The organism is Streptomyces sp. Root1310 (genome assembly GCF_001426425.1).
In the GTDB taxonomy this organism is placed as follows: domain Bacteria; phylum Actinomycetota; class Actinomycetes; order Streptomycetales; family Streptomycetaceae; genus Streptomyces.
This window is the reverse complement of sequence record NZ_LMEQ01000012.1, coordinates 173,713-195,398: the sequence shown is the minus strand read 5'-3', so window position 1 is coordinate 195,398 and position 21,686 is coordinate 173,713. Positions and strand designations below refer to the sequence as shown.

General features: G+C 71.7%; 20 protein-coding genes. 10 read left to right on the top strand and 10 right to left on the bottom strand.

Translation table 11 applies throughout. From position 1 onward, the window contains the following. Position 1 precedes the first annotated feature (1 nt). From ASD48_RS18995 to ASD48_RS18960, 8 genes are read right to left on the bottom strand one after another with little or no spacing between them, the layout of a single operon-like run. The gene (locus ASD48_RS18995; RefSeq protein WP_057602841.1) at positions 2 to 1,996 is read right to left on the bottom strand and encodes an NADH-quinone oxidoreductase subunit L; all 1,995 of its coding nucleotides are present in this window, start codon (positions 1,994 to 1,996) and stop codon (positions 2 to 4) included. Further along, positions 1,993 to 2,394, bottom strand: coding sequence for an NADH-quinone oxidoreductase subunit NuoK (nuoK, locus tag ASD48_RS18990; protein WP_057602840.1), 402 nt, complete (start codon positions 2,392 to 2,394; stop codon positions 1,993 to 1,995). Before nuoK ends, ASD48_RS18995 begins: the two co-directional genes overlap by 4 nt. Beyond that, entirely contained in the window at positions 2,394 to 3,053 is a 660-nt protein-coding gene (locus ASD48_RS18985) for an NADH-quinone oxidoreductase subunit J (protein ID WP_057602839.1), read from the bottom strand. The genes nuoK and ASD48_RS18985 overlap by 1 nt, the downstream gene beginning before the upstream one ends. Then, a complete protein-coding gene (locus ASD48_RS18980) occupies positions 3,050 to 3,634 on the bottom strand; it encodes an NADH-quinone oxidoreductase subunit I (protein ID WP_057602838.1) in 585 nt (194 codons plus the stop codon). The genes ASD48_RS18985 and ASD48_RS18980 overlap by 4 nt, the downstream gene beginning before the upstream one ends. Continuing rightward, positions 3,634 to 4,602 (bottom strand): complex I subunit 1 family protein, encoded by a 969-nt coding sequence (locus ASD48_RS18975; protein ID WP_057602837.1) that lies wholly within the window; start codon positions 4,600 to 4,602, stop codon positions 3,634 to 3,636. The genes ASD48_RS18980 and ASD48_RS18975 overlap by 1 nt, the downstream gene beginning before the upstream one ends. Next, the gene (locus ASD48_RS18970) at positions 4,599 to 6,179 is read right to left on the bottom strand and encodes an NADH-quinone oxidoreductase subunit C (protein ID WP_057602836.1); all 1,581 of its coding nucleotides are present in this window, start codon (positions 6,177 to 6,179) and stop codon (positions 4,599 to 4,601) included. The genes ASD48_RS18975 and ASD48_RS18970 overlap by 4 nt, the downstream gene beginning before the upstream one ends. Then, positions 6,176 to 6,925, bottom strand: a complete 750-nt coding sequence (locus ASD48_RS18965) for an NADH-quinone oxidoreductase subunit B (protein WP_242432655.1) — start codon at positions 6,923 to 6,925, stop codon at positions 6,176 to 6,178. The genes ASD48_RS18970 and ASD48_RS18965 overlap by 4 nt, the downstream gene beginning before the upstream one ends. Beyond that, on the bottom strand, positions 6,916 to 7,323 hold the full coding sequence (locus tag ASD48_RS18960; protein WP_020130187.1) for an NADH-quinone oxidoreductase subunit A: 408 nt from the start codon (positions 7,321 to 7,323) through the stop codon (positions 6,916 to 6,918). Before ASD48_RS18960 ends, ASD48_RS18965 begins: the two co-directional genes overlap by 10 nt. Positions 7,324 to 7,648: 325 nt before the next feature. On the opposite strand from ASD48_RS18960, the gene ASD48_RS18955 reads away from it, so the two are divergent. The 5 genes from ASD48_RS18955 to ASD48_RS18935 all read left to right on the top strand — a co-directional run bounded on the left by ASD48_RS18955 (position 7,649) and on the right by ASD48_RS18935 (position 14,866). Continuing rightward, positions 7,649 to 8,827: a sensor domain-containing protein gene (locus ASD48_RS18955; RefSeq protein WP_057602835.1), complete on the top strand. Its 1,179-nt coding sequence runs from the start codon at positions 7,649 to 7,651 to the stop codon at positions 8,825 to 8,827. Positions 8,828 to 9,063: 236 nt separating this feature from the next. Continuing rightward, a complete protein-coding gene (locus tag ASD48_RS18950) occupies positions 9,064 to 10,467 on the top strand; it encodes a sensor histidine kinase (protein ID WP_057602834.1) in 1,404 nt (467 codons plus the stop codon). A 442-nt stretch (positions 10,468 to 10,909) separates the two neighbouring features. Next, positions 10,910 to 11,581, top strand: a complete 672-nt coding sequence (locus ASD48_RS18945) for a response regulator transcription factor (protein ID WP_028806907.1) — start codon at positions 10,910 to 10,912, stop codon at positions 11,579 to 11,581. A gap of 266 nt (positions 11,582 to 11,847) precedes the next feature. Further along, the gene (locus ASD48_RS18940) at positions 11,848 to 13,794 is read left to right on the top strand and encodes a 2-oxoacid:acceptor oxidoreductase subunit alpha (RefSeq protein ID WP_057602833.1); all 1,947 of its coding nucleotides are present in this window, start codon (positions 11,848 to 11,850) and stop codon (positions 13,792 to 13,794) included. Further along, a complete protein-coding gene (locus ASD48_RS18935; protein ID WP_057602832.1) occupies positions 13,787 to 14,866 on the top strand; it encodes a 2-oxoacid:ferredoxin oxidoreductase subunit beta in 1,080 nt (359 codons plus the stop codon). Before ASD48_RS18940 ends, ASD48_RS18935 begins: the two co-directional genes overlap by 8 nt. Before the next feature lie 19 nt (positions 14,867 to 14,885). Here the strand turns inward: ASD48_RS18935 and ASD48_RS18930 are convergent, their stop codons facing one another. Next, positions 14,886 to 15,293, bottom strand: coding sequence for a helix-turn-helix domain-containing protein (locus ASD48_RS18930; protein WP_242432654.1), 408 nt, complete (start codon positions 15,291 to 15,293; stop codon positions 14,886 to 14,888). Positions 15,294 to 15,388: 95 nt separating this feature from the next. On the opposite strand from ASD48_RS18930, the gene ASD48_RS18925 reads away from it, so the two are divergent. From ASD48_RS18925 to ASD48_RS18910, 4 genes are all read left to right on the top strand, one after another. Further along, a complete protein-coding gene (locus ASD48_RS18925; RefSeq protein WP_057602830.1) occupies positions 15,389 to 16,243 on the top strand; it encodes an SDR family oxidoreductase in 855 nt (284 codons plus the stop codon). Between the two features lie 152 nt (positions 16,244 to 16,395). After that, a complete protein-coding gene (gene rarD, locus ASD48_RS18920; RefSeq protein WP_242432653.1) occupies positions 16,396 to 17,514 on the top strand; it encodes an EamA family transporter RarD in 1,119 nt (372 codons plus the stop codon). Between the two features lie 110 nt (positions 17,515 to 17,624). After that, on the top strand, positions 17,625 to 18,110 hold the full coding sequence (locus ASD48_RS18915; protein WP_057602829.1) for a VOC family protein: 486 nt from the start codon (positions 17,625 to 17,627) through the stop codon (positions 18,108 to 18,110). 170 nt (positions 18,111 to 18,280) lie between these two features. Next, complete coding sequence (locus ASD48_RS18910; RefSeq protein WP_057602828.1) at positions 18,281 to 19,234, top strand: M28 family metallopeptidase; 954 nt, start codon at positions 18,281 to 18,283, stop codon at positions 19,232 to 19,234. Between the two features lie 15 nt (positions 19,235 to 19,249). On the opposite strand, the gene ASD48_RS43430 is transcribed toward ASD48_RS18910, so the two are convergent. Then, the gene (locus ASD48_RS43430) at positions 19,250 to 20,950 is read right to left on the bottom strand and encodes a tetratricopeptide repeat protein (RefSeq protein ID WP_063887481.1); all 1,701 of its coding nucleotides are present in this window, start codon (positions 20,948 to 20,950) and stop codon (positions 19,250 to 19,252) included. A 215-nt stretch (positions 20,951 to 21,165) separates the two neighbouring features. Between ASD48_RS43430 and ASD48_RS18900 the strand changes: the two genes are divergently transcribed. Continuing rightward, positions 21,166 to 21,669, top strand: a complete 504-nt coding sequence (locus ASD48_RS18900) for a hypothetical protein (RefSeq protein WP_057602826.1) — start codon at positions 21,166 to 21,168, stop codon at positions 21,667 to 21,669. The last annotated feature ends 17 nt before the right edge of the window (positions 21,670 to 21,686 follow it).

Here is a 21,686-nt window from a genome sequence, read left to right as displayed (position 1 = left end):
CTCACGCTCCCGAAGCGACGAGAAGGGCGGCGACCGCCAGGACGACGGTGCCGGCGAGCAGCGCGCTCACATAAGCCTGGACGTTGCCGGTCTGGGCGCGTCGTACGGCGGCCCCCAGCCAGCGGGGCAGGGCGCCCGCGCCGCGCACGTAGGTGTCGACGACCTCACGGTCGAGGAACCGGACGAGACTGGCGCCGCCCTGGACCGGGCGGACGAACAGCGCCCGGTACACGGCGTCGAGGTGGAAGCCGACGGCCGCGTGGCGGTGCAGCGGGCCGAGCAGGAGCCGCCCGGGGTCTGCCGGGTCGGGGGCGGAGGCCACGTCTCCGTAGGCCGGCGCGTGCGTCGCGATCGCCTCGGCCTCGACGAGTCCCGCGTCGCCCTCGGGGTGGGCGGCGACCGCGCCCAGCGGTACGCGGGCGGCGAGCCCCGCGAGATGGCGCCAGGCGGCGTAGGTGACGAGCCCGCCGGCGAGGGCCACGCCCGTGCCCAGGACGGACGTGGTGAGGGTCGGGGCGAGGTCGTTGCCGTCGAACCAGTCGGGGAGGGTGCGGTAGACGAGCCCGCCGAGGGCGAGGGACGGGACGGCCAGGACCCACAGCACCGCGGTCATGGTCAGTGGCTGGCGGCCGTGGTCGGGGGCCTCGGCGCCCCGGCCGTGGAAGGTCAGCAGCCACAGGCGGGTCGCGTAGGCCGCCGTGAGGAGGGCGGTGAGCAGGCCGGCGACCAGGACGATCCAGCCCGCGCCGCCGGGCGCGTGCTCGGTGTGACCCGCGGTGATGTGCTCGGCGGCGCCGAGCACCGACTCCTTGGAGAAGAAGCCGCTGAACGGCGGGATCGCGGCGAGCGCGAGAAGCGCCACGGTCATCGTCCAGTAGGCGTCGGGGACGCGGTCGCGCAGGTGGCTCATGCGGGACATGGCGGCCAGCGAGTTGGTGCCGGCGGCGTGGATGATCACGCCTGCCGCGAGGAAGAGCAGCGCCTTGAACGCGCCGTGCGAGAGGAGGTGGAAGACGGCGGCGCCGCGGTCGCCGACGGCGAGGGCCCCGGTCATGTAGCCGAGCTGGCCGATCGTCGAATAGGCGAGGACGCGCTTGATGTCGTCCTGGGCGAGGGCGGCCAGGCCCGAGCCGACCATCGTGATGGCGGCCATCACGGCGAGGGTCACCATCGCGGCCGAGGACGCCTCGAAGACCGGGAGGAGACGGGCGATGAAGTAGACGCCGGCGGCGACCATCGTCGCGGCGTGGATCAGCGCGGAGACGGGGGTGGGGCCCGCCATCGCGTCCGGGAGCCAGGTGTGCAGGGGGAACTGGGCGGACTTGCCGGCCACGCCCGCGAGGAGCAGCAGGGCGACGAGCGTCGGGTGGTCGAGGCCGCCGTGGGCGACGGTGGCGAGGACCTTCGTGATCCGGAAGGACCCGGCGTCGGTGGCGAGGGCGAACAGGCCGATGAGGAAGGGGACGTCGCCGAGTTTGGTGACGAGGAACGCCTTGATGGAGGCGGCGCGGGCTTCCGGGGTCTCCCAGTAGTGGCCGACCAGGAAGTAGGAGCAGATGCCCATGACCTCCCAGCCGACCAGCAGCACGATCAGGTCGCCGGAGTAGACGACCAGGAACATCGCGGAGGTGAAGAGGGAGACGAGCGCGGCGTACGAGGGGTAGCGCGGGTCCTCGCGCAGGTAGCCGGTCGAGTAGATCTGCACGCAGGTGGCGACGAGGCCGACCACGAGGGCGACGAGGGCGGCGAAGCCGTCGATGTACAGCGCCAGTTCGATCGGGATCGAGCCGGTGGGGGTCAGTTCGGTCGCCGCGGTGACGGGGGTGTCTCCGCCCTGGCGTACGGCGACGATCGCGGCCAGTACGAGCGCGGCGAGGGTCGGCAGGACGGCGAGGGGGCGCACGAAGCCGGGAGCGGTGCGGCCCAGGAGCAGTCCGGCGGCCGCGCCCAGGAACGGGAGGAGGGGGACGAGGACGGCGAGGGTGGTCGTGGTCACGCGGTGGCCTCAGCCTTCTCGGCGGCCGTTCCGGTCGCGGGCGTGTCGCTGTCGGGTCCGTCGGTCGCCGGGCTCTCGTGGCCTTCGGCGGTGTCGCGGAGACGGTCGATGTCCGCGGTGCCCCGGTTGCGGTGGACGGCGAGGACGATCGCCAGGCCGATGCCGATCTCGGCGGCGGCGATGGCGATGGTGAACAGGGTGAGGGCCTGACCTGAGTGCAGGGTCTCCTCGGTGGTCCTGCTGAGCCAGACGTCGAAGGCGACCAGGTTGAGGTTGACGGCGTTGAGCATGAGCTCGACGGACATCAGGACGAGGATCGCGTTGCGGCGGGCGAGGACGCCGTACAGGCCGGTGCAGAAGAGAAGGGCCGACAGGACGGCGGGATAGGCGAGGTGCATCAGCGGGTGCCTTCCTGCTCGGCCGGGTTTTCCCGGGCGTCCGGCACGGAAGGAGAACTCTCCGTGACGGATCGGGAACTCTTGGTGACGGCTCGGGAGTTCATAGGGGGAGAGCTCGAATCCGCCTTCGCCCTGCGGGACAGGACGATCGCGCCGACCAGTGCCGCGAGGAGAAGGACGGAGAGGGCCTCGAAAGGCAGAACCCAGTTCTGGAACAGGCTCGCGCCGGTGACCTCGGTGGAGCCGGCGGCCGGACCGTCCAGATCGATCCAGGTGGCGCGGAAGGCGTCGACGACCACCCAGACGAGCGCGGCGGCCGCGGCGACGGCCACCGTGAGAGCGGCCCAGCGGTTGCCGGAGTCGGCGTCCGGGGAGCGGCCGATGGGGGCCTTGGTGAGCATCAGACCGAAGAGGAGGAGCACGACGACGGAACCGACGTAGATGAGGACCTGCACCCAGGCGATGAACTCGGCGGTGAGCAGGAGGTACTCGACGGCGAGGCCGCCGAGGGCGACCACGAGCCACAGGGCGGCGTGCACCAGTTGCCTGGTGGTCACGGTGACGAGGGCGGCGCCGAAGGTGACCAGCCCGACGAGCAGGAAGGCGATCTCGACACCGGTCGGGGAGAGAAAGCCGTGGTGTGCCTGAGCGAGGGTCACGATTCTCCTCCCTGGGGTGCGTTCGGCTCGGGTGGCTGGGGGGCGTTCGACGCGGCCTGGGCCGCCGCCAGCTTCTCGGCCGCCTTGCGGGCGGCCGCGATCTCCTTCGGCTCCTCGGCGGCGGGGTCGAGGGCGGGTGGGGCCGGGACGGTCCACATCCACTCGCGGAGCTTGTCGCGTTCGTGGGTGAGTTCGTGGATGTCCGTCTCGGCGTATTCGAACTCCGGAGACCAGAACAGGGCGTCGAAAGGACAGACCTCGATGCAGATACCGCAGTACATGCACAGGGAGAAGTCGATGGCGAAGCGGTCGAGGACGTTGCGGCTGCGCTCGCGGCCACCCGGGGCGGCGGGCGGGACCGTCTCCTTGTGGGAGTCGATGTAGATGCACCAGTCGGGGCACTCACGGGCGCAGAGCATGCAGACCGTGCAGTTCTCCTCGAACAGGCCGATGACACCACGGGTGCGGGGCGGGAGTTCGGGCTGGGCGTCCGGGTACTGCTCGGTGACGGTCTTCCGCGTCATCGTGCGGAGGGTGACGGCCAGGCCCTTGGCGAGGCCGCTGCCGGGGATGGGGGCCATTACCGGATCACCACCTTGACGATGCCGGTGAGGGCGATCTGGGCGAGGGAGAGAGGGACGAGGAGGGTCCAGGAGAGCTTCTGGAGCTGGTCCTCGCGCAGGCGGGGGTAGGTGACGCGGAGCCAGATCACGACGAACGCGAGGACTGCGGCCTTGAGGAGGGTCCAGACCCAGCCGAGGCCGTCGGCGCCCCAGGGTCCGTGCCAGCCTCCCAGGAAGAGGACGGTGGTCAGACCGCACAGGACGACGATTCCGGCGTACTCGGCGAGGAGGAAGAGGGCGAAGCGCAGGCCGGTGTACTCGGTGTACGCACCGAAGATGATCTCCGAGTCGGCGACGGGCATGTCGAAGGGGGGCCGCTGCAGTTCGGCGAGACCGGCGACGAAGAAGACGATCGCGCCGGTGATCTGCCAGGGCAGCCACCACCACTCGAAGGCGTCGACGATGCCGGGCAGGGACACCGTGCCGGCCGCCATCGCCACCGAGGCGGCGGTGAGCAGCATCGGGAGTTCGTAGGCGAGGAGCTGGGCGGCGGTGCGCAGGCCGCCGAGGAGGGAGAACTTGTTGGCACTGGCCCAGCCGGCCATGAGGGAGCCGAGCACGCCGACGCCCATCACCGCGAGCACGAAGAAGATGCCCGCGTCCACGACCTGGCCGACGGCGCCTTCGCCCGGGCCGATGGGGATGGCGAGGAGGACCAGGAGATACGGGAGGAGGGCCACGGCCGGCGCGAGCTGGAAGATACGGCGGTCCGCGCCCGCGGGGACGATGTCCTCCTTCTGCACGAACTTGACGCCGTCCGCGACGAGCTGGGCCCAGCCGTGGAAGCCGCCCGCGTACATCGGCCCCAGGCGGCCCTGCATATGGGCCATCACCTTGTGCTCGGTCTGACCGACGATCAAGGGGAAGGTGAGGAAGACGACGAAGACGACCAGGAGTCGCAGGGCGACGTCGAGAGCGTCGTTCACTGCGGGCCTCCTGTGGGGTCCTCGGGGGCGGGGGGTTCCGTGCCGTCGGGACGGGCGGGCGTGCCGCGGGCTGGGGTAGCGCGGGTGGACGAGGGCTTCTCCTCGACGTGATCCGGCTGCTTGGGCGTGGCCGTCCCAGGGGCTGCCTGCTCAGGGTCGGCCGACTCCGAGTCCACGGCTTCCGGGTCCGGGACTGCTTCCGGGTCCGGGACTGCTTCCGGGTCCTGAGCCGGCTCCGGCTGCTGATCGGGCTCCGGGTCCGGCGTCGGGTCTGGTTCCCGCTCATGGCCAGACCCCGACTCACGGCCTGCCTTCGGCTCCTGGCCCACCTCCGGCGCGCGGCCCGACTCGGGCTCAAGCGCCCGGTCCGGTGCCGGCGTCTGGTCCGATGCCTGGTCCAGGTCGGGGGCCTGCTCGTCCTTCGGGTTCTGTTGCTCGCTCGGCTCCGGTGCCTGCTGGGGCTCGTCGAACGCCGGGCGGGCGTGGTGCCAGGGGGCGTCGGAGCTGCGGGGGGCCGTGGAGGGGCGGGCGGGGGCGTCGGAGGGCGCCGTCGGGGGCTGCGTGTGCTGGGAGGCCGAGCCTTGGGAGGCGCTGCGTGTGCGGCGCGGTCCTGCCGGGGGTCGCGGGGGCGACTCGGGGGCCGTCGGTGCCGTCGGCGCGGCGGGCTCGGTTCCTGCGGCGCCCGGGGACTCCGGGGACTCCGGGGCACCTGCCCTTTGTGACGCCGAGCCCGCGCTCGCGCTTCGGGCGCGGCGAGGTCCGGAAGGCGTCGCCGGAGCCACCGGGCCCGCGGAAGTCGCCGGGCCCGCGGGAGCCGCGGGAGTCGGGGAAGCCGGGGAAGCCGGAGAGGCTGGTGGGGTATCTGGGGTTGGAGGGGTCGTGGGGGTCGGCTGGGTCGCCGAGCCCTCCGATGCCGTGCGGGCGCGGCGGACCGGGCGGTCGCCTGCCGCTCGTCCCGCTGCCGCACGCCCCGTCGCCGCTCGGGCCGGGCGGGCTGGGGCGGGCGGGAGCTGGCCCTTCAGCGGGCCCCACTCGTTGGGGTCGGGGACGCCCGGGGGGAGCATCTGGCGCCGCTTGGGGCCGCCGTGCTCGGACTCGCCGGGCTCCTTCGCGCCGGGCCAGGCCTTGGCGACGCGGGCGGCGAGGACGAAGTCCTTGCGCAGGGGGTGGCCTTCGAAGGTCTCCGGGAGGAGGAGGTGGTTCAGGGCGGGGTGGCCCGCGAAGGTGACGCCGAACATCTCGTGCGTCTCGCGTTCGTGCCAGGCCGCGCCGGCGTAGACGTCGACGGCGGAGGCGAGGGTCGGGGACTCGTGCGGGATCGTCGTGCGCAGCAGCAGGCGGCGCACCGGGGACAGGGCCACCACGTGCGCCGAGACGCGGAAGCCCGTGCCCGGTTCGTCGACCGCGCTCAGCCAGTCGAAGTAGGTGCAGTTCAGGCGGTCGCGGGCCACGCGCAGGGCGTCGGTCCAGGACGTCGGCGGGACGTCGACCGTCAGGACGTCGTACGACTCCTCGGCCGTGGCCTGCGGGCCGAAGAGCTCGTCGGCGGGTGCGGGGAGCCAGCCGATCGTGGTCATCGGTCCTCCCCCGACGGCGCGGCGGGGGACTCGGCGGCCGGGGGCCGCACCAAGCCGCTCTGCAGGGCGGCCGGCGAGGGGCGGGAGACGGCCGGGCCGGAGGGGCCGGCCGGGCTCGGGCCGTAGCGCTCGTGCAGGGACTCCCGGGCGATCTTCTCCTGGAGCTTGAGGATGCCCTGGAGAAGCGCCTCCGGGCGCGGCGGGCAGCCCGGCACGTACACGTCCACCGGGATGATCTGGTCGACGCCCTTCGTCACCGAGTACGAGTCCCAGTAGGGGCCACCGCAGTTGCTGCACGCGCCGAAGGAGATGACGTACTTCGGCTCGGGCATCTGCTCGTAGAGACGCTTCACGGCCGGGGCCATCTTGTCCGTGACCGTGCCGGAGACGACCATCAGGTCGGCCTGGCGGGGGCCCGGCGCGAAGGGGATGACGCCGAGGCGGATGAAGTCGTGGCGGGCCATCGACGCGGCGATGAACTCGATGGCGCAGCAGGCCAGGCCGAAGTTGAAGACCCAGAGCGAGTAGCGGCGGCCCCAGTTCAGGATCACCTTCATCGGCTCCGGGGCCAGGCGGGCCAGGGTGCCCAGGCGCTTCGGTTCCGGCAGCGGAACGGGTTCCGAGAGCACCTGTTCCGACTGCCCTGACAGCTTCGACTGCCCTGACAGCTTCGACTGCTCTGACAGTTCCGGATGCTCCGGCTGGTCCGGATGCTCCGGCGCATTTGCTTTCGGCGTCACGTCCATGTCAGGACGCCCTTCTTGTAGGCGTACAGCAGGCCCACGGCCAGGAAGCCGAGGAAGATGAACATCTCCACGAGCGTGGCCGCGCCGTAGCCGGGGGCGGCGAAGACCGTCGCCCAGGGGAAGAGGAAGATCGAGTCGACCGCGAAGATCACGTACAGGAAGGCGTAGACGTAGTAGCGGACCTGGGTGTGGGCCCAGCCCTCGCCCACGGGGTCGACGCCGCACTCGTACGTCAGAAGCTTCTCCGGGGTGGGGACCACCGGACGCAACAGGCGCCCGGCGCCGAAGGCCACGGCGACGAACAGCACGCCGACGACGGCGAGCAGCCCGACGACGGAATAGGACTGGAAGTAGTCCGCCGCGAATTCCGCCGCGACATCGACGGTCCGTTCCCGCACGCCCGTCCCTCGCTCCCTGACCTCAGTCTCTTCGACGACAGGCCCGTTCGACGATCTGTACGCACGGGAGTCTAGGCCCTGATAAAGGGACGGTAAGCAGCCCGTCACACCTCGTCTTGCGGGGCGGGGGTTTTCCCCCGGTCGAGGAAGGCAGCAGACCTCATGGCGCGGCGCCGTGCGGCGCGGCAGGCTAGCCCATATGACCGCTTCCGCCAGCCGATCCGCCTCCGACCCGAACAACCCGAACAACTTTGACGAGGAGGGTTGTCCGGGCGGCTCTCCGCCGGGCGACTCCCACCCGAGAGCCGCTCCCCTCACGACCGCTGTGCCGGGCACGGCGGGGCGGGACGAGGACCGTCTTCCTCCGGCACGTCTCGCCTACGACTCGCAGACGTGGAAGGAGATCGCGCACCTTCTGACGAACCTGCCGATGTCGTTGATCGGGTTCACCTATGTGATGACGGTGATCGTGACCGGCGCCGCGATGACGGTCACGGTGATCGGGTTCCCGCTGCTCGCGCTCGGGCTGGCCGGTGCGCGGCTGCTGGGCCGGTTCGAACGGGGTCGCGCGCGTCTGCTGCTCGGGGTGCGCATCGACGAGCCGAGTCCGCTGCCGCTGCGCAGGGCGGGCGGGCTCTTCCAGCAGTTGTGGCTGATGCTGAAGGACCCGGTGGCCTGGCGCACGGTGCTGTACGACCTCATCCGGCTGCCCTGGGGAGTCCTGACGTTCAGCGTGGTCGTTCCCTCGCTGTTCGTGCTGTGGCCGGTGCTGCCGTTCCTGGCGCGCGGGCTGACCAACGCGGACCGGGCGATGGTGCGGGCCCTGCTGTCCCCCTCCGACGAGCTGGAGCGGCGGATCGCGGAGCTGGAGTCGGACCGGGGGGTCGTGGTCGACACGGCGGCCGCCGATCTGCGGCGCATCGAGCGCGATCTGCACGACGGGGCGCAGGCCCGGCTGGTCAATCTGGCGATGGGGCTGGGCCTGGCGAAGGAGAAGCTGCTGGAGGGGCAGGCCGACGACGTCGTTGCGGCGATGGTGGAGGAGGCACACGGCGAGGTGAAGCTCGCGCTCCAGGAGCTGCGCGACCTGGCACGCGGGATCCATCCGGCCGTCCTCACCGACCGGGGGCTGGACGCGGCGCTGTCCTCCGTGGCCTCGCGCTGCACGGTGCCGGTGAAGGTGACCGCCGACCTGCCGTCCCGACCGGCACAGGCCATCGAGGGCATCGCCTACTTCACCGTCTCCGAGCTGCTCCAGAACGTCAGCAAGCACAGCGCGGCCCGGTCGGCCTCGGTCGACGTGTGGCGGACCGACGACCGGCTGCTCATCCAGGTGTGGGACGACGGCCGGGGCGGGGCACGGCTCGACGGCGGTTCGGGGATGCGCGGACTGGCGGAGCGGCTGGACGCCGTCGACGGACTGTTCGTCGTGGAGTCGCCGGTGGGAGGTCCCACGACGGTGACCGCGGAGTTGCCCTGGCGGAATCGCGGACAGAGCGGGTAGCGGGGCGGGTGCAGTCGGCGGCGGCCGCGGGGAGATGGCGGACCTGAGAAACGGCGGACATGAGGGACCGCGGACATGAGAGGCGGACATGGGGGACGGCGGCCATGGGAGGTAGGGAAAACCCCCCTTCCAAGACGCCGACGGACTCCATGGTCCACGCCCTCGCCACCGAGCAGGGTGGGAGGTACGGATCGACAGCTGCGCGACGAGCAGGACGAGTAGAACGGACGACGCCGATGGCCACGCAGTACGGGCAGTACGGGGAGCCTGACCAGTACGGGCAGTACGGGCAGTACGGGCGCCACGACCGGTACGACCCGGGGTACGGGCGTCGCGACGGCGAGCGCCGTCACCTGTTGCCGACCTGGCTGCGTGAGCCGCTCACGGCGCGCCACTGGCAGGAACTCCTCTATGTCCTGCTCGGCCTGCCGATCGGCATCGTGCTGTTCACCTTCACGATCACGATGCTGTCGCTGGGGGCCGGCCTGCTGGTGACGTTCCTCGGCATTCCGGTGCTGGCGGCGGGACTGGCCGCGGGCCGGGGCTTCGGAGCGCTGGAGCGGGCCCGGGCGCGGGGGCTGCTCGGCCTGGAGGTCGCCGATCCCGAGCCGCTGCGGCCACGGGGCAAGGGCGCGCTGGCCTGGATGGCCGCCGTTCTCAAGAGCGGAACGTCGTGGCGGCAGGCGCTGTACGCGGTGGTGCAGTTTCCGTGGGCGGTGTTCTCCTTCTCCGTCGCACTGACCGTGTGGTCGTTCGGCTGGACCATGCTGACGTATCCGCTGTGGTTCTGGGTCTTCCCGATGTACGGCGGTCAGGGCGGGCTGCAGCTGTACGGCGACGAGCAGCACAGCGTCTACCTCGACAACCCCTTCGAGATCACCGTGACCGCGCTGGTGGGGCTGTTGATCACGTTGGCCGCTCCGTGGATCGTGCGGGCGCTGACGACGGTGGACCGGCTGATGGTGCACGGGCTGCTCGGACCGTCGTCGCTGGGGGCGCGGGTGGTGGAGCTGGAGTCCGACCGGGGGGTCGTCGTGGACACGGCGTCCGCCGATCTGCGGCGCATCGAGCGCGATCTGCACGACGGGGCGCAGGCCCGGCTGGTGGCGCTGGCGATGGACCTGGGGCTGGCGAAGGAGAAGCTGCGGGAGGATCCGCGGGAGGCGGCGCGGATGGTGGACGAGGCGCACGGCGAGGTGAAGACGGCCTTGCAGGAACTGCGGGACCTGGCGCGCGGGATCCATCCGGCGGTGCTGACGGACCGGGGGCTGGACGCGGCGCTGTCGGCGGTGGCGTCGCGGTGCACGGTGCCGGTGCGGGTGGATGTGGACCTGGCGGAGCGGCCGGCGCCGGCGATCGAGGGGATCGCGTACTTCACCGTCTCGGAGTTGCTGCAGAACATCAGCAAGCACAGTGGGGCGCGGTCGGCCTCGGTCGATGTGTGGCGGGTGGAGGATCGGTTGATGCTGCAGGTGGTGGACGACGGGGTGGGCGGAGCGGATGCCTCCGGCGGGGGGTCGGGGCTGGCCGGGCTCGCGGGACGGCTGGACGCGGTGGACGGGATCCTGGTGGTCGACTCTCCGACGGGCGGGCCCACCCGGGTGACCGCGGAGTTGCCCTGGCGCGGGAACGGGGTCTGAGCGGCGACTCTCCTCGCCCCCGCCCCTACCCGTCCCACCCCCTGGGGGCTACCGCCCCCAGGCCCCCGACGGCCCCGCGGCCCCCGGCCTCACGCCCGCGGATCCTCCCGGCCGCTCCGGCCCCGGCCCCGTCTCCCGCCCGCGCGGGCTTCCGGCCCCCGGCGGGTCTACGACCGCGCCGGATCACGGGCCGCCCCGGGCTCCCGGGGGCGGCCCGTGAGGCCTCCTCTTCGCGCTCGCCCGGCCGGGGGCTGTCCGGGCGGGCTGGTTGTCGTCGCGCTGTTTCGCCCGTGGCTGCTTCCGAGGCCGAAACCGGGTGGGTCAAGGCCTGATTCGCGCCGTCCTCGCGGTGGTCGGGCTCCTCGGCGGGTACAGACGGGCCCGTTGCTGGAATGCTTGACTGGTTCTACCAACGGGGTGGACGGCTGGGGGGCCGAGGATCGTGGAGGACAGGGTGCGGGTGGTCATCGCCGAGGATTCGGTGCTGTTGAGGGAGGGGCTGACCCGGTTGCTGACCGACCGGGGGCACGAGGTGGTGGCCGGGGTCGGGGATGCGGACGCTCTGGTCAAGACCATTACGGAGCTCGGCGACGAGGGCGCGCTGCCCGACGTCGTCGTCGCGGACGTGCGGATGCCGCCGACCCACACGGACGAGGGGGTGCGGGCCGCCGTACAGCTGCGCAAGGCGCATCCGGGGCTCGGGGTGCTGGTGCTGTCGCAGTACGTGGAGGAGAGGTACGCCACCGAACTGTTGGCCGGTTCCAGTCGCGGGGTCGGGTATCTGCTCAAGGATCGCGTGGCCGAGGTGCGGGAGTTCGTGGACGCCGTGGTGCGGGTCGCGCAGGGCGGTACCGCCCTCGATCCGGAGGTCGTCGCCCAGCTGCTCGGGCGGAGCCGGAAGCAGGATGTGCTGGCCGGGCTCACCCCGCGGGAGCGGGAGGTCCTGGGGCTGATGGCCGAGGGGCGGACGAACTCCGCGATCGCCCGGCAGCTGGTCGTCAGCGACGGGGCCGTGGAGAAGCATGTCAGCAACATCTTCCTGAAGCTCGGCCTGTCGCCGAGTGACGGGGATCACCGCCGCGTACTGGCGGTTCTCACCTATCTCAATTCGTAGCGAGATGGCACTGTGCCTTTCGTCGAGCGGGGAACTCGGTGGAGGTGGCGCACAGGCGGTGGAGAACCCTGGTGTGATCCGGAGCGTCTACCGGATTCGCGCCGGGCGGCGGGAAATCATGAAAAGCGGGGGTGCCGGGCCGTCTCGGGACAACGACCGTCATACGAATGGCCGAGGTAAGGCGACCCTTACAGACGTAGGGTTGATCCGTGGACGGCCTTTGGGAAGGCCTTCCGGGACAGCCACCTCGAGGGAGGTCCAGTTCAGTGACCAGTCAGGTCAGCAGTCCAGCGGAACAGGACGACGGAACCGACGGAGCCGACGGGACCGTCGTGGGAGAGCAGCGCAAACCGGGTGGGACGAAGGACGTCCGTCGTCTCGACCGGGTGATCATCAGGTTCGCGGGCGACTCGGGTGACGGTATGCAGCTCACCGGGGACCGCTTCACCTCGGAGACCGCGTCGTTCGGCAACGACCTCTCCACCCTGCCGAACTTCCCCGCCGAGATCCGCGCGCCCGCCGGCACCCTCCCCGGCGTCTCCTCGTTCCAGCTGCACTTCGCCGACCACGACATCCTCACTCCGGGTGATGCGCCCAATGTGCTGGTCGCCATGAACCCGGCGGCGCTGAAGGCCAACATCGGCGATGTGCCGCGCGGTGCGGAGATCATCGTCAACACGGACGAGTTCACCAAGCGGGCGATGCAGAAGGTGGGGTACGCGGCCTCGCCGCTGGAGGATGGCTCCCTCGACGGTTACCAGCTCCACCCGGTCCCGCTGACCACCCTGACCGTCGAGGCACTCAAGGAATTCGACCTCACCCGCAAAGAGGCCGAGCGCAGCAAGAACATGTTCGCGCTCGGCCTCTTGTCGTGGATGTACCACCGGCCCACCGAGGGCACCGAGAAGTTCCTGAAGTCGAAGTTCGCGAAGAAGCCCGACATCGCGGCCGCCAACCTCACCGCCTTCCGTGCGGGGTGGAACTTCGGCGAGACGACCGAGGACTTCGCGGTCAGTTATGAGGTCGCCCCGGCGGCGAAAGCGTTTCCCGTCGGCACCTACCGGAACATCTCCGGGAATCTCGCTCTGTCGTACGGGCTGATCAGCGCCTCCCGGCAGGCCGATCTGCCGTTGTTCCTGGGGTCGTATCCGATCACGCCGGCCTCCGACATCCTGCACGAGCTGAGCAAGCACAAGAACTTCGGTGTGCGGACGTTCCAGGCCGAGGACGAGATCGCGGGGATCGGCGCGGCGCTGGGGGCGGCCTTCGGCGGGTCCCTGGCCGTCACCACCACCTCGGGGCCCGGGGTGGCGCTGAAGAGCGAGACCATCGGGCTCGCGGTCTCGATGGAGCTGCCGCTGCTGATCGTGGACATCCAGCGGGGCGGGCCGTCGACCGGCCTGCCGACCAAGACCGAGCAGGCCGACCTGTTGCAGGCCATGTTCGGGCGCAACGGCGAGGCGCCGGTGCCGATCGTCGCGCCCCGCACCCCCGCCGACTGTTTCGACGCGGCCCTGGAGGCGGCCCGGATCGCGCTCACCTACCGCACGCCGGTGATGCTCCTGTCGGACGGCTACCTGGCCAACGGCTCCGAGCCCTGGCGGATCCCGGAGCTGGACGAGCTCCCGGACCTGGCCGTGCAGTTCGCGCAGGGGCCCAACCACACCCTGGACGACGGCAGCGAGGTCTTCTGGCCGTACAAGCGCGACCCGCAGACCCTGGCGCGGCCGTGGGCGGTCCCCGGCACTCCGGGGCTGGAGCACCGCATCGGCGGGATCGAGAAGGAGGACGGGACCGGGAACATCTCCTACGCCCCGGCCAACCACGAGTTCATGGTCCGCGTCCGGCAGGCCAAGATCGACGGCATCGACGTCCCCGACCTCGAGGTCGACGACCCGCACGGGGCGAGCACCCTGGTGCTGGGCTGGGGGTCCACCTACGGGCCGATCACCGCCGCGGTACGGCGGCTGCGCACCGCGGGTGAGGCCGTCGCGCAGGCTCATCTGCGGCATCTGAACCCGTTCCCGCGCAACCTGGGGGCGGTGCTGGAGCGCTACGACAAGGTCGTCATCCCCGAGATGAACCTCGGCCAGCTCGCCACTCTCGTCAGAGCGAAGTATCTGGTCGACGCCCGTTCGTACAACCAGGTCAACGGCATGCCGTTCAAGGCGGAGCAGCTTGCCGCGACGCTGAAGGAGGCCATCGATGACTGAGACCTCGACGGAAGGCACGGGCACGATCGAGGCGCTCTCGCTCGTCCCCAAGGCCGTGGCCCGGCAGTCCATGAAGGACTTCAAGTCCGATCAGGAAGTGCGCTGGTGCCCCGGCTGCGGTGACTACGCGATCCTGGCGGCCGTCCAGGGCTTCATGCCGGAGCTGGGGCTGGCCAAGGAGAACATCGTCTTCGTGTCGGGCATCGGCTGCTCGTCGCGCTTCCCGTACTACATGAACACGTACGGCATGCACTCCATCCACGGGCGGGCGCCGGCCATCGCGACCGGTCTCGCCGCGTCCCGGCGGGACCTGAGCGTATGGGTGGTCACGGGTGACGGTGACGCGCTGTCCATCGGCGGCAACCATCTGATCCACGCCCTGCGGCGGAACGTGAACCTGAAGATCCTGCTGTTCAACAACCGGATCTACGGGCTCACCAAGGGCCAGTACTCGCCCACCTCGGAGATCGGCAAGATCACCAAGTCGACGCCGATGGGCTCGCTGGACGCGCCCTTCAACCCGGTGTCGCTGGCGCTCGGCGCGGAGGCGTCGTTCGTGGCGCGGACCATCGACTCCGACCGCAAGCATCTGACGGAGGTGCTGCGCCAGGCCGCCGCCCACCCCGGCACGGCGCTGGTCGAGATCTACCAGAACTGCAACATCTTCAACGACGGCGCGTTCGAGGCGTTGAAGGACCGGCAGTCGGCCGAGGAGGCGGTGATCCGGCTCGAGCACGGACAGCCGATCCGGTTCGGGGCGGACCGCGCGCGGGGTGTGGTGCGCGACCCGGCGAGCGGTGATCTGCGGGTGGTCACGGTGACGCCGGAGAACGAGGCGGACGTCCTGGTCCACGACGCGCGCGCCGCGTCCCCGACCACCGCCTTCGCGCTGTCCCGGCTGGCCGACCCGGACACCCTGCACCACACGCCGATCGGCGTGCTGCGCTCGGTCGAACGGCAGGTCTACGACACCCAGCTGGCGGACCAGCTGGACGCGGCGATCGAGCAGCACGGCAAGGGCGACCTGGGGGCGCTGCTGGCGGGCGGCGACACCTGGACGGTCGTCGGCTGAGGCGCGGAGCCCGCGCGGTTCACGAGGCCCGGGAGCGGAGTTCCCGGGCCTCGTCGTATGCCCGGCGGGCCTGCTCCACGTCCGGCATCCGGGTGTGCGTCCACAGGGCGAGCGCGCGCACCTGCTCGGCGGCCTCCCGGCCGAGGTCGGTCAGGGAGTAGTCGACGCGCGGCGGTATGACCGGCTTGGCGTCGCGGTGCACCAGGCCGTCGCGTTCGAGGGTCTGGAGGGTCTGGGTGAGCATCTTCTCGCTGACCGGCCGGCCCACCCCGCCGATCGCCCGGCGCAGCTCGCTGAACCGGTGCGAGCGGTCGAGCAGCTCGATCAGGGCCAGGACACCCCAGCGGCTGGTGACGTGTTCGAGGACGAGTCGGTGCGGACACATGCCCTCCGCTTCGGCGGCTCCCACCTGCATACTTACTGCCATGCCAGTACCTTACTTCAAAGTGGGTACTTTCGCTTGGTTAGTGCTTCTCCTAGGGTCGGTGGCAGACCCGCAGCCCCCACTAGGAGTTCTGAGCCATGAGCATCGTCGTCACCGGAGCCACCGGACACCTCGGCCGTCACGTCGTGGAGCAGTTGCTGGAGAAGGTTCCGGCGGAGCAGATCACGGCCGTCGTGCGCGACGAGGCCAAGGCCGCCGACTTCGCGGCCCGCGGCGTACGCATCGCCGTCGCCGACTACAACGCCCCCGAGACCTTCGGCAGCCTGTTCGCCTCCGGCGACAAGGTGCTGCTGATCTCGGGCAACGAGTTCGACAAGGGCCGCCCGGCACAGCACCAGGTCGTGATCGACGCCGCGAAGGCGGCCGGGGTCGCGCTCCTCGCCTACACCAGCGCGCCGGGCAGCCTGAGCGCGGCACTGGCGGACGACCACCGTGCCACCGAGGAGGCACTGCTCGCCTCCGGCCTGCCGTACACGCTGCTGCGCAACGGCTGGTACCACGAGAACTACACCGAGCAGCTCGCCCCGGTGCTGGAGCACAACGCCGTCGTCGCCGCCGCCGGTGAGGGCCGGGTCTCCTCCGCCTCCCGCGCCGACTACGCGGCCGCCGCCGTCGCCGTGCTGACCGGCGAGGGTCACGAGAACCGGACGTACGAGCTGGGCGGCGACGAGGCGTGGAGCTTCGCCGAGTACGCGGCCGAGCTGAGCCGCCAGACCGGCAAGGAGATCGTCTACAACTCCGTGCCCGGCGAGGTGCTCGCCGGCATCCTGACCGGCGCCGGCCTGCCCGAGGCGTTCGCCACGATCCTGGTCGGCGTGGACGCGTCGATCGACAAGGGTGAGCTGGTCGTCTCCAGCGGCGACCTGTCCCGGCTGGCCGGCCGCCCGACCACTCCGCTCGCCGAGGCGATCACGGCTGCGCTCAAGGGCTGACCTCGCGGGCCGATCTCGCGGGCCGATCTCAAGGGCGGCCCCTCCCCCGAGGGCCCTCCGACCGCCCGGCACCGCGCCACCCCTGCCTGTCATGACCGTATGGCGATACGGGCATGACAGACGGGGGTGCTCGGCGTTACCTTCGTGCACGCATGCCTGTACGTGAGAAGGAGGGCCCCGTGGCCGGGACGTCGAAGAGCGAAGGCCGGACAGGCCTGCTGAACGGCCTCGCGGCGTACGGGATGTGGGGGCTGGTCCCCCTCTTCTGGCCCTTGCTCAAGCCGGCCGGGGCGACCGAGATCCTCGCCCACCGCATGGTGTGGTCCCTCGCCTTCGTCGCCGTCGCACTGCTCGTCGTACGGCGTTGGGCGTGGGCCGGTGAGCTGCTGCGGCAGCCGCGCCGGCTCGGGCTCGTCGTGATCGCCGCGGCGGTCATCACCGTGAACTGGGGCGTCTACATCTGGGCCGTGAACAGCGGCCACGTCGTCGAGGCGTCCCTCGGGTACTTCATCAACCCGCTGGTCACCATCGCCATGGGCGTGCTGATCCTCAAGGAACGGCTGCGCCCCGTGCAGTGGGCGGCGGTCGGTGTCGGCTTCGCGGCGGTGCTGGTCCTGACCATCGGCTACGGCCGCCCGCCGTGGATCTCCCTCACCCTCGCCTTCTCCTTCGCCACCTACGGGCTGGTGAAGAAGAAGGTCAACCTCGGCGGGGTCGAGTCGCTGGCCGCCGAGACCGCCGTCCAGTTCCTGCCCGCGCTGGGCTACCTGCTGTGGCTGTCCGCGCACGGCGGCCTCACCTTCGCGACCGAGGGCCTCGGACACGCGGCCCTGCTCGCCTCCACCGGTCTCGTGACCGCGCTCCCCCTCGTCTGCTTCGGCGCGGCGGCGATCCGCGTGCCGCTGTCCACGCTGGGGCTGCTGCAGTACCTGGCGCCGGTCTTCCAGTTCCTGCTCGGTGTCCTCTACTTCGGCGAGGCCATGCCGCCCGAGCGCTGGGCCGGGTTCGCGCTGGTGTGGCTGGCGCTGGTGCTGCTCACCGGGGACGCGTTGCGCACCTCGCGCCGGGCGGCCCGGGCGCTCGGCCCCGCGATCACCGAGAACAAGGCCGCGGTCAGGGCCGGTGCCGCCACGGTGTCTGACGCGACCGACCCGATCGCCGCCGTCTCTGTTGTCCCTGCTGCCCCTGCCGCCTCTGCCACCCCTGCTGTCCCTGCTGTCCCTGCCGCCTCTGCTCCGGAGGCGGGAGTCTCTCCCCTCGCCAAGCCGTAGACGGCGGCGACGGCAGCGACGGGATCAGAACGCGACGGTCCGGCCGTCCGCCGCGGCGGAGTTCGGCGCGTGGGAGGCCGACCCGGTGCGGGCCTGCTAGAAGTGGCTGCATGACCGAGACATCTGGAGTACCCGAGGCCGGGCCCACGCCCGTGCACTGGAAGCTCGTCGTCGACTCAGCCGACCCGCACGCGCAGGCCGACTTCTGGGCCGGAGCGCTGCACTACGAGGTCGAGGACAACAGCGCGCTCATCGAGCGGCTGCTGGAGCTCGGCGCGCTGCCGGGGGCGGCGACGCTGGAGTTCCACGGCCGCCCGGCCTTCCGGGACCTGATCGCCGTACGCCACCCCGACGACCCGTTCGACGCCGACAGCGGGACCGGGCTCGGACGGCGGCTGCTGTTCCAGCGGGTCCCGGAGGCGAAGACCGTGAAGAACCGGCTCCACCTCGATCTGCATCCCGGTACGGAGCTGCGCGCCGGAGAGGTCGAGCGCCTGACGGCACTGGGGGCGAGCGTGCTGCGGGAGGTGAAGGAGCCGTCCGGGCAGTGGGTGGTCATGGCGGATCCGGAGGGCAACGAGTTCTGCGTGCACTGAGGAACACCAGGGGCTTCGCTATGTGAACCCGTTGTCCGGATAGCGCTCTTGACGGAGTGTTGGCCTCGGCTTCACCATCCAGTCACCCCATTCACTGTGGATTACCTGTGGGCGTCCAGGTGCTCGACGGTCGCCCACGGGTGTCCCGCTGGAATTCGGAGCCCCCCACCATGAAGCTCCCCGTTTCCGGGCGGGCGACGGTCACCGCCGTCGTCGCAGCCGCCACACTGCTCGCCACCGGATCCATAGCCGGGGCGGCACCCGCCCCCGAGTCCGGGACGATAGCCGCCGCGCCCGACATCCCGGTGGCCAACGTCAAGGCCCACCTGACCCAGCTCCAGTCCATCGCCACCGCCAACGGCGGCAACCGTGCGCACGGCCGCACCGGCTACAAGGCGTCGCTCGACTACGTGAAGGCCAAGCTGGACGCCGCCGGATACACCACCACCATCCAGCAGTTCACCTCCTCCGGCCGCACCGGCTACAACCTCGTCGCCGACTGGCCCGGCGGCGACACCGGTCAGGTGCTGATGGCCGGGTCTCATCTGGACTCCGTGACAGCGGGAGCCGGGATCAACGACAACGGCTCCGGCTCGGCGGCCGTCCTGGAGACGGCGCTCGCCGTGTCCAGAGCCGGCTACCACCCCACCAAACACCTGCGGTTCGCCTGGTGGGGCGCGGAGGAGCTGGGCATGGTCGGGTCCCGGTACTACGTCAACAACCTCTCCTCGGCGAACCGGGCCCGCATCAGCGGCTACCTGAACTTCGACATGATCGGCTCGCCGAACCCCGGCTACTTCGTCTACGACGACGACCCGGCCATCGAGAAGACCTTCAAGGACTACTTCACCGGCCTCGGCGTCCCGACGGAGATCGAGACCGAGGGCGACGGCCGCTCCGACCACGCCCCCTTCAAGAACGCGGGCGTGCCGGTGGGCGGCCTGTTCAGCGGCGCCGACTACCTCAAGACGGCGGCGCAGGCGGCCAAGTGGGGCGGCACGGCCGGGCGGGCCTTCGACCGCTGCTACCACTCCTCCTGCGACACCACGGCCAACATCAACGACACGGCCCTGGACCGCAACGCGGACGCGCTGGCGTACGCGGTCTGGACCCTGTCCTCCTGACCGGCCGGATGGCCGCTACGCGCCCGCCTTCCGGGCGCGTTCGGCCAGCCGGAGCATGCGCGCGCGGGCCGACTCCAGTTCCTCGACGTCGTCGGCGGCCGGGCCCTCGTCGGTGGTGAGCTCCGCCCACAGGCCCAGGAGTTCGGTTCCCAGGTTCAGTCCCTGCAAGGGGTCGCGTACGGCACGCCAGGCCGTCGCCGCGCTCTGCACGTTGCCGTACGCGGCCTCCGCGTCCCGGGTCCGGCGGTGGATGCGGGCCAGGTCGAGGGAGGTGTGGAAGGAGCGCAGCGGGTCGCCTGCCAAGTAGGCGATGTACGCGGTGAGTTCGCGCAGCCGGAGCACCTCGGGGTGCTCCGGCCCCAGCGTTGCGGACGCCTCCAGCACGGTCCGCTCGGCGAGTGCGGCCGCGGTGTCCGTGCGGCCCGCCCGCACGGCCTCGTTGATCCGCGCGAGCGGTTCGGCGAGGAGGGCCGGGGGGCCGCCGTCGCCGTGGAGGGTACGGGGGTCGTCCCCGAGCACGGCCTCCGCGACGGCGTCGAAGCCCCTGGCGGGTGTGGGCTTGGGACCCGGGTCAGGTTCGAGCGCCGAGTCGGAGATGAGCCCGTCGGGGAGGAACGGGGTGGGCGTGGAGCCGGACTTGGTGGTGGGCGTGGGGGCGGAGGCGGGCGTCGGGAGCGGCAGCGGGATCGGGGCCGTGGTGGGGACGGGGGTCAGGGTCGAGGTGGGGGTCGAGCCGGGAACCGCGTCCTGGATCGGCCGCTCGTCCATGGTCGGGGGCGGGCCGAACACACCCGTCGGGGCGGTGACCGTACCGGGGGCCGGGGTCTCCCCCGCCGCGTACCCGGGTGCCGGAGCGGGCGCCGTCGCCGACCGGGCCTCCCGCTCCGCTTCCTGCTCGGGCACCGCGCGCAACGGGAAGGTCGGGGCCGCGTCCCGCACCGGCTCGGACACCGGGCGCAGAAGATGCGTGGGCTTGTCGCGTCGCGGCCGAGCGGACGGCGCGTCTCCGACGGACACCGGCGTGTCGGCGGGCTCGCGGCCAACGGCGGACACGGGCGATCCGGCCGGGACCGGCGTGTCCGCGGGCGCGGAGACCGCGGCGGACGCGGGCGAGACAGCCGGGGCCGGCGTGTCGGCGGGCTCGCGACCCACGGCGGACGCGGGCGGGTCGGCCGGGGCAGCGACCGGCGCGGGCATGCCGACTGGGGCAGGCCCGACGGCAGCCGCAGGCGAGACAGCCGGTGCGGGCGAGCCGGTCGGAGCAGGCGAGACAGCCGGCGCGGGCGAGCCGGTCGGCGCGGGCGAGCCGGTCGGCGCGGGCGAGCCGGTCGGTGAGGTGCTCCGCGTGTCCGGTGCTGTCCCTCCCCTCGCGGCCTCTCCCTCTCCCGCCGCCGACGGGGCCGCGGCCGCGGCCGTCCGCAGGGGGTCTGCCGTGAAGTGGCTGGAACCGTCCGGGTCCACGCGCAGGGCGACGACGTAACCGATGCGTTCGTCGTGGACCGTGGCGAGGACCGGGTGTCCGGTGGCGAGGGCGATGCGGTGGAGGTGGCTCAGAACGGCGCGCTGGATCTCCTCGCCGTCGGCCGCCACGACCGGGACACCGCCTATCGTCGCCGTCCCACCCCCGCGGACATGGACATCGAGCGGGGCCACCACGACGGCCGTGGGGCCGGCGTACTTCTGTTCCCGCTTCTTCTCGCGGCTGAGTCGAGACATCGGTTCCTCACTCGGATGCGTCGTCACGATCCGGTCGTCCAGGCACGTGTACGTGGACACGTACTGTTGAGTCTCTCCGAGCGCTCCCGGTCCACGCGTCACCGCGACGTCACAGCCTCGTTCCAGGAACCCACGCCCCGCTCCCGGGGCAGCTCCGGGACCACCTTGATCAGGGGCGCCCCGGGGGACGGCGACGACTGGGAGGAACACGGGTCATGGGGACGACGGACGGGCAGCGGGGGCCGGAGATCTGGATCCGCGGGCCGGTGGCCGCACCGGATCCGGTGCCGATGCCGTACGCCTCCACCGCCGCGCCCCGGCGCTTCTCCTGGGTCTGCACGCACGGCGGGGCCGGCGGCTCCACGCTCGCCGCGGTCTACGGCGGCCACGACTGCGGACGCGCCTGGCCCGGCGCCGGGGATCCCCCGTCCGTGTTACTGGTCGCCCGCACCCACGCGGCCGGGCTGGACTCCGTCCTGCGGACCCTGGAGGTCTTCCGGCGCGGCGAGGCTCCGCGAGGGCTCGACCTGGACGCGGTGGTGCTCGTCGCGGACGCGCCGGGCCGGCTGCCCCGGCCGCTCGTCCAGCGGGTGAAGGTGATCGAATCGGTCGTCGACGTGTACCGCGTCCCGTGGGTGCCGAACTGGCGCCTCGGCGAACTCGGCGGGCCGCCGCCACGCGAGACGCAGCCGCTGTCCCGGCTCACCGGGGCACACTGACCAGCCGAGGGAGGACG

Coding starts and splice junctions, on each gene's coding strand:
- ASD48_RS18970 (WP_057602836.1), bottom strand. CDS start 6,179: ATGACCACGATCGGCTGGCTCCCCGCACCCGCCGACGAGCTCTTCGGC.
- ASD48_RS18915 (WP_057602829.1), top strand. CDS start 17,625: ATGACCGAGACATCTGGAGTACCCGAGGCCGGGCCCACGCCCGTGCAC.
- nuoK (WP_057602840.1), bottom strand. CDS start 2,394: ATGCACCTCGCCTATCCCGCCGTCCTGTCGGCCCTTCTCTTCTGCACC.
- ASD48_RS18930 (WP_242432654.1), bottom strand. CDS start 15,293: ATGGCAGTAAGTATGCAGGTGGGAGCCGCCGAAGCGGAGGGCATGTGT.
- ASD48_RS18935 (WP_057602832.1), top strand. CDS start 13,787: ATGACTGAGACCTCGACGGAAGGCACGGGCACGATCGAGGCGCTCTCG.
- ASD48_RS18950 (WP_057602834.1), top strand. CDS start 9,064: ATGGCCACGCAGTACGGGCAGTACGGGGAGCCTGACCAGTACGGGCAG.
- rarD (WP_242432653.1), top strand. CDS start 16,396: ATGCCTGTACGTGAGAAGGAGGGCCCCGTGGCCGGGACGTCGAAGAGC.
- ASD48_RS18910 (WP_057602828.1), top strand. CDS start 18,281: ATGAAGCTCCCCGTTTCCGGGCGGGCGACGGTCACCGCCGTCGTCGCA.
- ASD48_RS18900 (WP_057602826.1), top strand. CDS start 21,166: ATGGGGACGACGGACGGGCAGCGGGGGCCGGAGATCTGGATCCGCGGG.
- ASD48_RS18980 (WP_057602838.1), bottom strand. CDS start 3,634: ATGGCCCCCATCCCCGGCAGCGGCCTCGCCAAGGGCCTGGCCGTCACC.
- ASD48_RS43430 (WP_063887481.1), bottom strand. CDS start 20,950: ATGTCTCGACTCAGCCGCGAGAAGAAGCGGGAACAGAAGTACGCCGGC.
- ASD48_RS18965 (WP_242432655.1), bottom strand. CDS start 6,925: ATGGACGTGACGCCGAAAGCAAATGCGCCGGAGCATCCGGACCAGCCG.
- ASD48_RS18925 (WP_057602830.1), top strand. CDS start 15,389: ATGAGCATCGTCGTCACCGGAGCCACCGGACACCTCGGCCGTCACGTC.